The organism is Salinispora mooreana, from assembly GCF_000379065.1.
GTDB lineage: Bacteria > Actinomycetota > Actinomycetes > Mycobacteriales > Micromonosporaceae > Micromonospora > Micromonospora mooreana.
Genome location: NZ_KB900614.1, coordinates 4,023,451 through 4,036,509 on the forward strand (window position 1 = coordinate 4,023,451; position 13,059 = coordinate 4,036,509).

Annotated in this window: 12 protein-coding genes; 5 read left to right on the plus strand and 7 right to left on the minus strand. The window is 72.2% G+C overall.

The features are described from left to right. Position 1: 1 nt before the first annotated feature. Together SALPAC6_RS0119155 and SALPAC6_RS0119160 are read right to left on the minus strand one after the other, a co-directional pair. On the minus strand, positions 2-634 hold the full coding sequence (locus SALPAC6_RS0119155) for a phosphoribosyltransferase (RefSeq protein ID WP_018254963.1): 633 nt from the start codon (positions 632-634) through the stop codon (positions 2-4). Then, on the minus strand, positions 618-1,943 hold the full coding sequence (locus tag SALPAC6_RS0119160; RefSeq protein WP_018254964.1) for a glycosyltransferase family 87 protein: 1,326 nt from the start codon (positions 1,941-1,943) through the stop codon (positions 618-620). The genes SALPAC6_RS0119155 and SALPAC6_RS0119160 overlap by 17 nt, the downstream gene beginning before the upstream one ends. 181 nt (positions 1,944-2,124) lie before the next feature. Here SALPAC6_RS0119160 and moaC point away from each other — a divergent pair, with 181 nt between their 5' ends. Genes moaC through SALPAC6_RS0119180 form a run of 4 tightly spaced genes read left to right on the plus strand, consistent with a single transcriptional unit; the run spans position 2,125 to position 4,816 of the window. Beyond that, a complete protein-coding gene (gene moaC / locus SALPAC6_RS0119165; protein WP_026189849.1) occupies positions 2,125-2,616 on the plus strand; it encodes a cyclic pyranopterin monophosphate synthase MoaC in 492 nt (163 codons plus the stop codon). Next, positions 2,613-3,086, plus strand: coding sequence for a MogA/MoaB family molybdenum cofactor biosynthesis protein (locus tag SALPAC6_RS0119170; protein ID WP_018254966.1), 474 nt, complete (start codon positions 2,613-2,615; stop codon positions 3,084-3,086). Before moaC ends, SALPAC6_RS0119170 begins: the two co-directional genes overlap by 4 nt. A 54-nt stretch (positions 3,087-3,140) precedes the next feature. Continuing rightward, positions 3,141-4,391: a molybdopterin molybdotransferase MoeA gene (locus SALPAC6_RS0119175; protein ID WP_026189850.1), complete on the plus strand. Its 1,251-nt coding sequence runs from the start codon at positions 3,141-3,143 to the stop codon at positions 4,389-4,391. Continuing rightward, a complete protein-coding gene (locus SALPAC6_RS0119180; RefSeq protein ID WP_018254968.1) occupies positions 4,388-4,816 on the plus strand; it encodes a molybdenum cofactor biosynthesis protein MoaE in 429 nt (142 codons plus the stop codon). Before SALPAC6_RS0119175 ends, SALPAC6_RS0119180 begins: the two co-directional genes overlap by 4 nt. Positions 4,817-4,881: 65 nt before the next feature. Here the strand turns inward: SALPAC6_RS0119180 and SALPAC6_RS0119185 are convergent, their stop codons facing one another. Then, on the minus strand, positions 4,882-6,315 hold the full coding sequence (locus SALPAC6_RS0119185; protein WP_018254969.1) for a glycosyltransferase 87 family protein: 1,434 nt from the start codon (positions 6,313-6,315) through the stop codon (positions 4,882-4,884). A 210-nt stretch (positions 6,316-6,525) separates the two neighbouring features. Next, on the minus strand, positions 6,526-7,071 hold the full coding sequence (locus tag SALPAC6_RS0119190) for a DoxX family protein (protein WP_018254970.1): 546 nt from the start codon (positions 7,069-7,071) through the stop codon (positions 6,526-6,528). A 145-nt stretch (positions 7,072-7,216) separates the two neighbouring features. On the opposite strand from SALPAC6_RS0119190, the gene SALPAC6_RS0119195 reads away from it, so the two are divergent. Then, positions 7,217-7,753, plus strand: coding sequence for a GNAT family N-acetyltransferase (locus SALPAC6_RS0119195; protein ID WP_033666461.1), 537 nt, complete (start codon positions 7,217-7,219; stop codon positions 7,751-7,753). Between the two features lie 10 nt (positions 7,754-7,763). Here SALPAC6_RS0119195 and SALPAC6_RS0119200 read toward each other — a convergent pair whose 3' ends face one another. The 3 genes from SALPAC6_RS0119200 to SALPAC6_RS0119210 form a co-directional block, all read right to left on the minus strand. After that, positions 7,764-9,002: an ATP-binding protein gene (locus SALPAC6_RS0119200; RefSeq protein WP_018254972.1), complete on the minus strand. Its 1,239-nt coding sequence runs from the start codon at positions 9,000-9,002 to the stop codon at positions 7,764-7,766. 188 nt (positions 9,003-9,190) lie between these two features. Then, the gene (locus SALPAC6_RS0119205; RefSeq protein ID WP_018254973.1) at positions 9,191-9,742 is read right to left on the minus strand and encodes an LppU/SCO3897 family protein; all 552 of its coding nucleotides are present in this window, start codon (positions 9,740-9,742) and stop codon (positions 9,191-9,193) included. A gap of 81 nt (positions 9,743-9,823) precedes the next feature. After that, entirely contained in the window at positions 9,824-13,012 is a 3,189-nt protein-coding gene (locus tag SALPAC6_RS0119210) for a UvrD-helicase domain-containing protein (protein WP_018254974.1), read from the minus strand. Positions 13,013-13,059: the final 47 nt, after the last annotated feature.

The following is a 13,059-nucleotide window of genomic DNA, read 5'->3' on the forward strand; positions in this document are numbered from 1 at the left end:
CCTAGGCGGTCGCGGTCAACGTGGCGGTCACTTCGTCGTCGGGGACCTCGTGGAAGTCGTCGTAGTAGGCGCTGACCGCGGTGAACTCGGCCGGGTGCTGCGGGCAGACAACCTGGTCGGCCTCGGCGGAGAGCAACTCGTACGCCTCCTGCGAGCCGACCGGGGCAGCCGCCACCACCCGTCGGGCACCGAGGTGGCGGGCGACCTGGACCGCGGCGCGAGCGGTGGCGCCGGTGGCGAGGCCGTCGTCAACGATCAGGGCGGTGCGGTCGGTGAGGTCCAGTGGCGGGCGGTCGGCCCGGTAGAGCCGCTCCCGGCGGTCCAACTCGGCCCGCTCCTGGCGGTCCACGTCGGCGATCTCCGCCGGGCTGAGCCGGCTGGCGATCCGCTCGTTGAGCACCTGGGCCCCACCGGGACCGATCGCGCCGAACGCGACCTCGGGCGCCCCGGGAAGGCCGAGCTTGCGGACGGTGATCACGTCGAGCGGGGCCTCGAGCCGGCGGGCGATCACCTCGGCCACGGGCACGCCGCCGCGCACCAGAGCAAGCACGATGACATCGGGTTCGCCGACGAGCGCGGTGAGCCGATCGGCGAGCGCCCGACCCGCGTCGCTGCGGTCACGAAAGGTGGTCACCTCTCAGGTGTACGCCGTGTGAGCCGGCTCCGTGGCGGGTTGCTGGATTCCGGTGGGCGAGTGCGGGGGCCCAGATCAGGAAGGCCAGGGGGTAGAGCAGGTAGCCGAACCGGCTGGCGGGCATGAGCAGGAGCGCGACGAGGAGCCCGTACCCGCAGATGAGCGACGCGGCGGCGGCCGTACGCGGCGGGCGGCGGGTGAGGCGCAGGGCGAAGGCCAGCCCGACGGCGAGCAGCAGTCCGCCGGCGAGTATCCGCCCGGCGGGCAGCCCGGTGGAGATCAGGTGGCCGGGGAGCGGGGACTGGGCCGGGCTGGTGACCAGGCCTTGGCCGAGCGGGAAGCGGAGCACGTTCTCGATCAACGCGTCGTGGTCGATCAGCAGGACGGGCAGCAGGGCGATGACCGGCAGCCCCAGGGCACCGGCGAGGACGCGCCGGCCGGACGACCGGGTGGCGCCCCAGACGGCCAGGACCACCGCGACCGGCCAGGCGAAGAGCTTCAGGGCGGCGGCGAACCCCACGGCCGCTCCGGCCCGGCCCGGTTGACCGGCGGCGGCGAGGGTGAGCGCAAGCAGGCAGAGCGCGAGAACGGGCAGGTCGTCGCCGCCGGTGGCGAGGGTGAGCGCGCTGACCGGCAAAACTGTGACGGCCTGTACGCCGCGCAGGATGCCGTCGCCGGGCCGGTGTGGGTCGCGGTCCCCGGCCCGCCAGAGCGTGCGCCCGGCGAGCGCGAGGATGACGACGGTGGCGAGCGCGAACCACACCCGGGCGTCGGTCAACGCGGTGTCGACGATGGCGCGGGGCAGACCGAACAGGGCCATGCCCGGTTGGTACGGGGTGTAGCCGAAGAGCTGCTCGCTGGTGGGAAGCGCGGCGATCGCCTCGCGGCTGAGATAGGGGGTGCCGGTCTCGATCAGCCGCCGCCCAGAATCCTCAATGACGATGACCTCCTCCTGCGCCCGGTCGGTGCGTCCGAGGGCCCGTTCGACGCTCTGCCAGAGCACCGGCAGCAGCACGGTGGTGGTGGCGGCGAGCCCGGCGACCACCCAGCGGGTGGAGAGCCCGGTCAGTGGGGATCCGGGGCGGCGCCGCCAGATCAGCAGCTGGGCGGTGGCGGCGACGGCGGCGACGAGGTAACCGGCGGTGGCGACACCGCCCCACGCGCGGTGCGGGGCGATGGTGGAGGTCAGGGTGGTGAGTGTGGCGAATCCGGCCGAGGCGGCGTAGAGGGCAAGGTCAACGCCGAGGCCACCGGCGGCGTTGTCCAGGGCGGGCCACCCGCGGCGTATGCCCGGAACGGCGCTGGTCACGCGGTCAGTTTTGCAGATCAACGGCGGCGGGTCAGGCGGGCTGGGAACGCCGCGGTGGTAGCCCGCCGTCGTCCGGCGGGAAGGCGGACGACCGTACCGAATCCCCATCGGGCGGCGCCGTCCCGCAGCCCACTCGAACCGGCGGCCCGGGCTGGGCGCAGCAGTGACTAGACTCGCCGTCGTGACGGATTCCGCGCAGCTCACCCACGTTGACGCGGCAGGCGCAGCCCGCATGGTTGACGTCTCCGCCAAGGCGGTGACCGGGCGGCTGGCCGTCGCCGCCGGCCGGCTCCGGACCACCCGCGAGGTCGTCGACCTCCTGCGCCGCGATGGGCTCCCCAAGGGGGATGCGCTCGCCGTCGGCCGGCTCGCCGGGATCATGGGCGCGAAACGGACCCCGGACCTGATTCCGCTCTGCCACCCGATCGCCCTGCACGGGGTCACCGTCGACCTGACCCTCACCGACGACACCGTCGAGATCACCGCGACCGCCCGGACGGCTGACCGCACCGGCGTCGAGATGGAGGCGCTCACCGCCGTCGCGGTCGCCGGCCTGGCCCTCGTCGACATGGTCAAGGCGGTTGACCCGGCGGCCACGGTGGACGCGGTCCGAGTCCTGCGCAAGGAGGGCGGAGCGTCCGGTGAGTGGGTCCGCCCCGAGGACCGGCTGTGATCCGGGCGCGGGTGGTCGTCGCCTCCAACCGGGCCTCCGCCGGTGTCTACCCGGACACCAGCGGCCCGCTGCTCGTCGCCGGCCTGCGGGAGCTGGGCTGTGCGGTGGACGGGCCGATCATCGTGGTCCCGGACGGAGACCCGGTCGGCGCGGCGCTGAGTGCTGCCGCCGCCGAGGGGGTGGATGTCGTGGTGACCAGTGGCGGCACCGGCATCAACCCGACGGACCGCACCCCGGAGGTGACCCGGGCGCTGCTCGACCACGAGATCCCGGGCATCGCGGAGGCCATCCGTGCGTACAGCCGGGACCGCGTGCCCACCGCGGTGCTGTCCCGGGGAGTCGCCGGTGTCCTGGGGCAGACACTGGTGGTGAACCTCCCCGGCTCGACCGGGGGTGCCCGCGACGGGCTGGCCGTGCTCGGACCGATCCTCGCCCACGCTGTTGACCAACTCCGTGGTGGGGACCACTGATCGGTTCGCGAACTAACGCACCATTGGACGCCCCGATACTCTCGTCGGGTGAGCATGGAAGCCGCAGCCGCCGACCCCGTCGCTCCGCCCCCACCCGCGGGCTGGGAGGAGGCGCGTTCCCGGGCGTATGCGGTGGGTCGAGCTGCCGCGCTGCCGGTGGTGAGTCGGCCGCTCGTTGACCTAGACGGGCACACCCTGGCTGAGCCGTTGGCCACCCGGACCCCCCTACCGGCGTTCCGCACGACCAGTGTGGACGGCTGGGCGGTGCGTGGCGCCGGCCCGTGGCGGATCGTGGGCCGGGTCCTGGCCGGTGGGGTCCCGGCGCCGCTGACCGAGGACGGCACCACCGTCGAGATCGCCACCGGTGCGATGGTTCCTGACGGCGCCGCCGCTGTGTTGCGGGTGGAGGAGTCGAGCCGTACTCCGGACGGGTTGGTGGCCGGCACCCCGCGTCCGTCGCCCGAGTGGCGTCTGCCGGGGGAGGAGGCCGCCGCCGGAGAGGAGCTGTTGCCGGTCGGGACGCCCGTGGACCCGGCGGTGATCGGGTTGGCCGCCTCCTGCGGACACGACACCCTGCGTGTACGGCGGCAGCCGCGTGCGGCGCTGCTGGTCTTCGGGGACGAACTGTTGACGGCCGGGCCGCCCGGGGCGGGGCGGGTCCGGGACGCGCTCGGTCCCGCCGTGCCGGCGTGGCTGCGTCGGTACGGGTGCGCGGTGCGCCCCGCCGACGTGGTCGGACCGGTGGCGGACACCCTCTCGGCGCACGTGGCGGCGCTCAGTGATGCGCTCACCCGCGCCGACCTGGTCTGCACGACCGGCGGCACCATGCACGGCCCGGTGGACCACCTGCACCCCGCACTCGAGGCGTTGGGAGCGGAGTATGTGGTCAACACCGTCGCCGTGCGGCCCGGCTTCCCGATGCTGCTGGCCCGGGTGGTCGGCACCGACGGCCGGGTACGCTTCGTCGCCGGGCTGCCCGGTAACCCGCAGTCCGCGATCCTCGCCCTGGCGTCGCTGGTCGCGCCGCTGCTGGCCGGCCTCGCCGGCCGGTCGATGCCGGAGCTTCCACAGGCGGCGCTCGCCGAGCCGATCCCCGGGCGGGGCGCCTTCACCCACCTTGCGTTGGTCCGGCTGGATCGAGTCACCGGCACCGCCCACCCGCTCCGGCATGTCGGCTCGGCGATGCTGCGCGGCCTGGCCGGAGCCGACGGGTTCGCGGTGATCCGCCCCGGCGCGTCCGGCGAGCCGGGCGACCGGGTGTCGGTCGTGCCGCTGCCGTTGCTGCCCGGGGAGCGCGGGTCATGACCGCCCCGACCGTGGCGTTCGGCGAGGTTACCGAGCGGCCACTGGATCTCGCCGCACACGAGGGCGCGGTGGCCGACCGGGCCGCTGGCGCGGTGGTGTCGTTCCAGGGTGTCGTCCGGGACCACGACCACGGCCGGGCGGTGGTGGCGCTGACCTATGAGGGGCACCCGAGTGCCGAGCGGGTGCTGCGCGAGGTCGCCGCCGAGATCGCCGCCGACCCCGAGGTGTACGCGGTGGCCGTCTCGCACCGGGTCGGGCCGCTGGAGATCGGCGAAGCGGCGCTGGTGGCGGCGGTCAGCACCGCCCACCGAGCCGCCGCCTTCGCCGCCTGTGCCCGATTGGTTGACGAGGTGAAGGCACGGCTGCCGATCTGGAAGCGGCAGGTGTTCGCGGACGGCACCGAGGAGTGGGTGAACTGTCCCTGACGTCGACAGCGTTCGTCGGTCAGCGTTCGTCGGTTGGTCGCCCGTTGTCGGTCACCCGTCGCCGGTCAGCGGCGGCTGGCCAGCGGGACGGGACGGCCTGGACGCTCGCCGTAGAAGGCCGGCTCGGCCCCGGGGCGCCAGGGCAGCGCGGCGACCAGCACGATCAGCGCCAGGGCCAGCGAATTCTCCATCAGGGCACCGAAGAGACCGTCCTGATAGTGCGACACCTCGGGTAGCTGGTGCTCGTACGGCCAGATCGGCGAGACGAGGAAGAGGAGATAGAGGGCCAGGGCGGCGGCCCCGTGCCGGAGCCCGGTCAGCGTCGGGTACCAGATCGGGGGGCGCAGACCGTTGACTCCGGGTAGGCCCTCCAGGCCGGCCCGGGCGGCGAGCGCCCGGCTGGCGTCCCGGCGGCGGACGGCGGCGTCGGCGAGCACGATGATCGCGGGAATCACCCAGACGAGGTGGTGCGTCCAGGAGATCGGGCTGATCACACTGGTGGTGAGCCCGACCAGGGTGAATGCCGTCAGCTCGTCGCCGTCTGCCCGTGCGTTGGCGGCCCGGGACAGACCGAGTGCGAGAACCAGGATCGCGAACGTGAACCAGAGCAGCCCCGGGGTCTCGATCGAGTCGTGGAGGCGGGCGAGCAGGCCGGCGAGCGACTGGTTGGGGGTCATGTCGGCGGCACCGACCCGCTCGGTCTGCCAGAGCACCCCGCCGAAGTAGGCCCGGGACTCGGGTCCGACGACGGCGAACGACCCGATCGTCACGGCCAGGACGGTGCCGACGGCGGTGGTCGCCGCCCGCCACTGACGGGTGATCATGAGGTAGGCGATGAAGAGGGCGGGGGTCAGCTTCACCGCGGTGGCGAGGCCGATGCCGACGCCCGCCCAGGCGCCGCTGTAGACGAAGCGCAGTAGCGGCCCGTCGGTGGGAGCGACGTGGGTGCCCCGGCGGGATCGCCAGCGCAGGCCGACCAGGTCGGCCATGACCAGTGCGAACAGCAGTAGATTGACCTGCCCGTAGCCGATGGTCTCCCGGGACGGCTCGAGGGCGGCGGCGAGCACCGTCGCGAGCGCCACCGCGTACCACAGGGGATAGTTGAGCCGGTCGGCGATCGGGCGGAGCAGTGCGGCGAGGACCACGGCCAGCGCGGCGACGCTCGCCACCGCGTTTACCAGCCCGGCCAGCCCGACCGGAAGATGCGCCATCGGGAGCATGGCGAGCCCGGCGAAGGGTGGGTAGGTGAAGCCGAGGGTCGTGTCGGGGGCGATGAACTCGTACAGCTCGTGGCCGTTCGCCCACCACACCGCCGCGCCGTGATAGATCTTCATGTCGAAGAAGTTGTACGGTCGCCCGAACTCGCCGACGGCGAGCCAGGCGGCGTATGCGACGACGGCCACGACTCCGATCCGGATGACGGTCCGGCGATCGAGCCCTCGCGGGACGCGGCGAACCGGGGTGAGGCGACGCATCCGCCGACGGAGAATCGTCGGCATTGAGTGGCCACCCCCGTACCAATATCGACCTAGCCGTCCTGGTCCGTTACGGAGCCTAGAACGGTCCCTCACGTTTCGCCTCCCGCGCTATGGGACCGTGTCCGACCCCACACTGGTTTCTGATTTTTCCACCGGGTGAACGCCGGGTGGGCGGTACGTCGGACTCGCTGTTTCGTCCGACGGAGTGCGACGGGAGGGGATCGACGCGGGTCAGCCAGGAAAGCGTCGAGCCGTCGCTGCCGATCGTACGGCGATCCGGGCCTGCCGGCGGGCGGTACGGCCAGCCCGGGTTACCCGACGTCGGGAGTGGCCGAGCCGCTGACCGGCTCGCCAGCGTAGCCCCGGTTTCCCTTCGGTGTCCGCGGCGGCCAGTAGGAGCCCACCGAAGAGGCCGAGGTTTTTCAGAAAGTGGAGTTGGTTGTTGACCCGCACCGCCGGATCCACGTCAGTCCAGAAGGGATGCCCGGCGATAGTACCCGGCACCAGAGTGCCGGCCAGAACCAAGGCCGCCGGTCGGGTGAGCCGTCCGGTGGCGAGCAGTAGGCCGGCACCGAACTGTACGGCTCCATTGGCGCGGATCAGCGTCTCGGTATCGGTGGGGACGCCGGGAACAGCGCGTCGCAGCAGGGGTTCGACCCGGTCGGTCATCGGCGTGGCGGCGGGGACGAGCCGGCCCGGGGCGGTGAGGCTGCGGGCCCCTTCGACCACGAGGATGCCACTGAGCATGACTCGGGCGAGGGAGCGTACGGGTGTCATGGGTCAGTCATACCCTGTCGGACCCGCCGTCACCCCGGCAACCGACCGATCCGGTTGGTTGCCGCAGCTCGCCTGCCACGCCGAATCGCGCGACTGTCCCGGACGGGCCAGCGCCGGAGGGGGTAAGGTCCCCGGCGTGACCACCATGCGGCTACGGCCCGAGGAACCGGCAGATACCGGTGCGGTGCGTCGGGTCCTCGCTGGCGCGTTCGCCCGTCCCGATGTCACCACCCCGCCGGAGGTCGGCCTCGTAGACGAGCTGCGGGGCAGCGCGGAGTGGCTGCCGGCACTGGCCATGGTGGTCGAGTACGGGGGTGAGGTCGTCGGCTACGCGTTGCTCACCCGGGCGCGGGTTCGCTCCGACCACGACGACGTGGCCGCGCTCGCCCTCGGGCCGGTGGCGGTCGCCCCGCACCGGCAGCGCATCGGGCTGGGTAGCGCGGTGGTGCAGGCGGCCCTGGACGCGGCCGCCGAGCTGGGTGAGCGTCTCGTGGTGGTGTTGGGTGATCCGGCCTTCTACCGGCGGTTCGGGTTCGGTCGGGCCGACCGGCTCGGCCTCACCAGCCCCTGGTCTGGGCTCGGCGAGCCCTGGCAGGCCCTGGTGTTGCCCTCGGTCGGCGGTGGCACGGGACCGCCCGCCCCCGGTGAGGTGATCTTTCCGCCGCCGTGGTCGAAGGTGTGAGTCGATCGGGCTACGTTGGCTGGGTGCGGAGGTAGCGGCCGAAGTGGGGCACCGTGAACGCCACTGTGCCGCGTTCGCCGGAGTAGATCAGACCCTTTTTGATCAACGCGTCTCGAGCTGGGGAGAGGCTGGCGGGCTTGCGCCCCAGCGCGTGGGCGATCTCGGCGGTCGGCACGGCGGCGTCCATGTCGTCCCGGGCCCCGTCGTCGGCAGCGTCAACCAGGGAGAGGGTCGCCATCGCCCGCATGTATTCGCGCTCGGCCGGAGTGGCTCGTTCGAACCGGGAGCCGAAGAAGCCCACCGCCAGCTCGGCCTCGGCATCCGGCGCCGCCACCCGGACATCGGCGGCGGTGATCGGGGAGCGGGGGGCGTGGTCCCAGGTCGTCTTCCCGTACGCCTGGACAAAGTAGGGATAGCCGCCGGAATTCTCGTAGAGCAGGTCGAGCGCCTTCTGCTCGTACTCGATCTCCTCGCGTTCAGCGGGCGCGCAGAGCGCCTGGTCGGCGGCGATCCGGTCGAGTCGATCGATGCGCTGGTAGCGAAAGAGCCGTTCGGAGTACGACTTCGCCGCGCTGAGGACGGCCGGAAGGTGTGGCAGGCCGGCACCGACCACGATCAGCGGCGCGCCGAGTTGGGACAGCTCATGGCAGGCGGCGCAGAGCGCGGAGACCTCCTCCGGGGCGAGATCCTGCATCTCGTCGATGAAGACGGCGATGCCGGTGCCGACATCGGCAGCCACCGCGGCGGCGTCGGTCAGCAGCTCCACCAGGTCGATCTCGATGTCGCCGGAGTCGGCCCGCCCACTCGCGGCGGGGACATCGATGCCGGGTTGCCACCGGTCCCGCAGCCGCGGGGAGGCCCCGCCCCGACCGCTCGGGGTGGACCGTTGCGCGAAGGCCTTCAGGACGCCGAGGAAGGCGTCGATCCGGTCTGGAGCGCGGTGTCGGGGGGCCAGCTCGCGTACGGCCATGTGGAGGGCGGCCGAGATCGGACGGCGCAGCGACTGGTCCGGCCGGATTTCGATCTTGCCGCTGCCCCAGAGTCGGTTGATGGCCTGCGACCGTAGCATGTTGAGCAGCACCGTCTTGCCCACTCCACGCAGCCCGGTGAGCATCAGGCTGCGCTCGGGTCGGCCGCGCGCGATCCGCTCCAGCACGATGTCGAAGACGTCCAGCTCACGCCCCCGCCCGGCCAACTCGGGCGGGCGTTGCCCGGCGCCCGGAGCGTAGGGATTGCGGATCGGATCCACGCATCGGAGAGTATCGGGCTGTCTAGCAACAGGGCTAGATCTCGGTAGATGGAGCTACCGGCGTGTCGCGCACTCCGACGTCGAGTCAAATCTAGGGGTATCTAGCTTTCACGCTAGACGGTCCTAGGTGTGTAAATCGATGCCTTCGTCCGGTGCCTCGTTGGTTGTCGTCCCCCGGGGTTCGGTGCTCAGCGTTCTTTCAGGCAGAGCACGAAGTCGAGGGTGTCCAGGTCACTGTCGAAGAAGAACCAGTTGGTGTAGCCGCCGACGGAGGCGCACTTCGTCGCGGCGTCCTCCTCACCGGTCGTCGGGCCGTCAACGCGGAGCAGCACCTCGTACGTCTGCGGCCCGCACTCGGTGATCAGCAGCTCTGGTGTGCCGCCGGCCGGTCCGTCGTTGCGGACGCACTGGCCGACCTCGACGAAGCGGGGGTTGGTGGAAGAAACTGGGGCCGCGACGCTGGGTGTTGGGCTCGCCGACGTAGCTGGCTCGGCCGAGGGGACCGAGGCTGCGACGGTGGGGGTGGGGCCGGGCCCGGACGTCGCCGGCGCCTCGTCGTCCCCGGCGCGGAACCAGAGGACACCCGCCCCGCCCTCGAGGGCCCCGCCCCCGAGGGCCACGACTGCGACGCTGCCGAGGGCCACGACTGCGACGATGCCGAGTATCGCGACCAGCGGTCCGCGACGCCGAGCGGGGGACGGCACGTCGCCGTGGCCGGCCGGCGGTTCGTAGTCCGGCATGCGCATCCTCCTGCGGGAGTGTGAGCGGCCGGACACTCGGGATCCCGCCGCCGTTGCCACGGTGGTGTGGGGGGTGCGATCTCAGATCAGGCGGAGCTGGCGGTCCTTGGGACGGCGGGACTCCGGTTCCCCGAGGCGTTCGAAGAGGCCGGGATCTATCGTGGACAAGAATGGGGAGGGTCGACAATCGTACTCGGTGCCGTGCCGGAATCGCCGGGCGGCGTGGCTGAGGTAGAGCCGATCCTGCGCACGGGTCACCCCCACGAAGAAGAGCCGTCGCTCCTCGGCGACCGCGTCCTCGTCCGGCTCGCTACCGGGCCAGCGCAGTGGCAACAGCCCGTCCTCGGCACCGACCAGGAAAACCACCGGGAACTCCAGCCCCTTGGCCGCGTGCAGAGTGAGCAGGGTGACCGCCTGCGCGCGTGGGTCGAGCGCGTCCACCTCCGCCCCCGTCGCCAGCTGGGACAGGAACAGCTCCAGGTCGTCACCGCAGCGCCGGGCCAGTGGGGTGAGCAGATCGACCGCCACCCGGACGTCGGTCGGGCCGGCGGTGCCCGAGCCGTCGAGGGTGGGGGTGGCGAACCGTTGCGCGACCACCTGCCCGGCGCGCCGAACCCGGGCCGGCAGACCGCCGTCGACGCCGTCGGTGTGCCGGAGCTCTCGGGCGATCTCGGCGACGCCGGGGCGGTCGCGGAGCCGGTCATGAGAGCGCTTCTGCACCGGGATGTTCGCCCGGGACAGCGCGTCAACGATCGGGGCGGCCTGCGCATCGGTGCGGTAGAGCACCGCGATGTCGGCGAACGAGAGCGTTGTCGCGGCACCGTCGATCCGCCCCGAGTCCAGCGAGCGGTGCGACAGCCCGCCGACCAACTCGTCCACCGTACGGGCGACGAAGGTGGCCTCGTCGGCGACGGAGGCGGCGGCGTACCGGCCGAGCAGTGGGGCCTCCGGGTCGAGTCGGGCCGGGTCCAGCCGGCGGCCCCGGACCAGCGACGAGGGGGCGATCGCCTGGACCGCGGCGGCCAGGATCGGTGCCGACGAACGGTAGTTGCGGTTCAGCCGGACCAGCCGGGCATCGGTGAAGTCCTGCGAGAAGCGCAGGAAGTAGCGGACATCGGCCCCCCGGAAGGAGTAGATCGCCTGGTCCGGGTCACCGATCGCGCAGAGGTTCCCGTCGGCGGGGCTGAGTAACCGGAGTAGCTCGTACTGCACCTCATCAACGTCCTGGTACTCGTCAACGAAGATCCACTGCCACCGCTCGCGATAGGAGTCGGCCAGCCGTCGATCGGCTCGCAGCAGGGTCAGCGGCAGGGTGAGCAACTCGTCGAGGTCGATCAGGTTCTGCTTGCGCAGGAGCGCCAGGTAGGTGTCGTGGTCGTCGCCGGCTTCGTCCCGGGCGGTGGCGCGGTCCGCGTCGTCGGCGATCCGGAAGTCCGCCGGCAGACCGGCGACCGCATGGTTCTCCCGCAGGATCTGTAGGCCGACGGAGTGGAACGTGCCGACGGTGACGTCCTCGGCGACCGGCCCGAGTAGCCCGTCGAGTCGGTGCCGCAGCTCCTCGGCGGCGCGCCGGGTGAAGGTGATCGCCAGGCAGCGCTCCGGGAAGACGTTCAGCTCCGCGCAGAGGTACGCGATCCGATGCGTCAGCGTACGGGTCTTGCCGGTGCCCGGACCGGCCACGATCAGCAGCGGTCCGCCGGGCGCGGACGCGGCCACTCGCTGCATCGCGTCCAGCCGGTCGAGCAGGCCGGTGCCGACCTCCTCCATCCCGGAGAGCATCGGCTCGAAGGGCTCGTGCGGCGAGGGGGGTGGCGCGATCGGCGGCGAGGGTGGGCTGACCCGCCTCGGCTCCGGCTTCGTCGCCGGGCGACGAGCCTTCGACTTCGGGGTCGGCTCCGCGGGTCGGCGCGGCGCCGGCACGGCGGGTACGTCGAAGAGCGTCTCCTGCGCCGCCACGCCCCCGCCGGAACGGAGTTCGGTCGGGTCGAAGAGGGTGATCACGCCGTACTCGCCGTCGAAGCCCGGCACCCGGCGGACCTCACCCCGGCGAAGCCGGCGGATGCCTTCGGCGAGGAGTTCGCCGCCGACCCGGTCGATCTCCGGGAGCGGCGTCCGGGTGAGGATCTCCAGCTCCGGACCGAGCGCGGCAACCAGGTCGTTGAGTTTGCCCGCGACCTTCTTGGATCGCGGCCCCACCGTGTTGATCTCACCGAGGAGCTCGGCCAGCGGCACCAGGTGGGTGACGTCCCGGGCGTGCGCCGGCCGGTGCCCCGCGGGTCGGTCGGCCAACTCCTCCACCCGGTTGAGGACCCCGACGGTGAGCGGCTTGCCGCACTCCGGGCAGCGGCCGCCGGCCGCCCGGGTCTGCTCCGGTGCCCAGTTGACGCCGCAGAGTCGGTGGCCGTCCGCGTGGTATTTCCCCTCTTCCGGGAAGAACTCGATCGTCCCGGCCAGCCCGTCGCCGGTCCGCAGCGCCTCCCGGATGGCGAAGTAGTTGCGGGCGGAGCCGAAGACCGTCGCCTCTCGGGCCAGCGCCGGCGGGGAGTGGGCGTCGGAGTTCGACACCAGCCGATAGCGGTCGAGGCTGCCGACCCGCCAGTTCATCTCCGGGTCGGAGGAGAGGCCGGTCTCCACCGCGAAGATGTGTTCGGCCAGGTCGGCGTAGCAGTCGGCGATCGCGTCGAAGCCAGACTTGGAGCCGAGGGCGGAGAACCACGGCGTCCAGATGTGCGCCGGTACGAGGTAGCCGTCCGGGCTCGCCGTAAGGGTGATCTCCAGCAGGTCGCGGGAGTCCAGACCGAGGATCGGCCGGCCGTCCGAGCCGAGGTTGCCGATCCGCCCGAGCGCCGTGTTGAACCGGGCCACCGCCGCCAGGTCCGGTAGGTAGACCAGGTGGTGCACCTTACGCGTCCGATCGCCGCGTTTGTAGATCGTGGAGATCTCGACGCTGAGCATGAACCGTACCGGGGTGTGCTCCGCCTCGTCAGCGAGTCGCGGCGGTAGCTGGCGCGCGATCTCCCGCTCGGCCTCCGGAGCGAGCCGGTACAGGCCCGGCTCCGCCGGGTGCAGGGTCTCCCGGAGGTGGTCATACCAGGCAGGGTGGGTGAAATCGCCGGTGCCGAGGACGGCGACGCCCTTACGCCGAGCCCACCAGGCGAGGTTCGGCAGGGTGAGATCACGGCTGCACGCCCGTGAGTACTTCGAGTGGATGTGCAGGTCCGCGACGAAGGACGGGAGGCCACCGGGGGGTGCGGCGTTGATCGGAGGCACGACGCATCTTGCCATGAAGCCCGCGCCCTACGCTCGCCGCCACGCGC

Bases quoted from the DNA above. Each gene is read 5' to 3' on its own strand.
- SALPAC6_RS0119180 (WP_018254968.1), top strand. From the start codon at position 4,388: ATGACCGCCCCGACCGTGGCGTTCGGCGAGGTTACCGAGCGGCCACTG.
- SALPAC6_RS0119205 (WP_018254973.1), bottom strand. From the start codon at position 9,742: ATGCCGGACTACGAACCGCCGGCCGGCCACGGCGACGTGCCGTCCCCC.
- SALPAC6_RS0119185 (WP_018254969.1), bottom strand. From the start codon at position 6,315: ATGCCGACGATTCTCCGTCGGCGGATGCGTCGCCTCACCCCGGTTCGC.
- SALPAC6_RS0119190 (WP_018254970.1), bottom strand. From the start codon at position 7,071: ATGACACCCGTACGCTCCCTCGCCCGAGTCATGCTCAGTGGCATCCTC.
- SALPAC6_RS0119175 (WP_026189850.1), top strand. From the start codon at position 3,141: ATGGAAGCCGCAGCCGCCGACCCCGTCGCTCCGCCCCCACCCGCGGGC.
- SALPAC6_RS0119195 (WP_033666461.1), top strand. From the start codon at position 7,217: ATGCGGCTACGGCCCGAGGAACCGGCAGATACCGGTGCGGTGCGTCGG.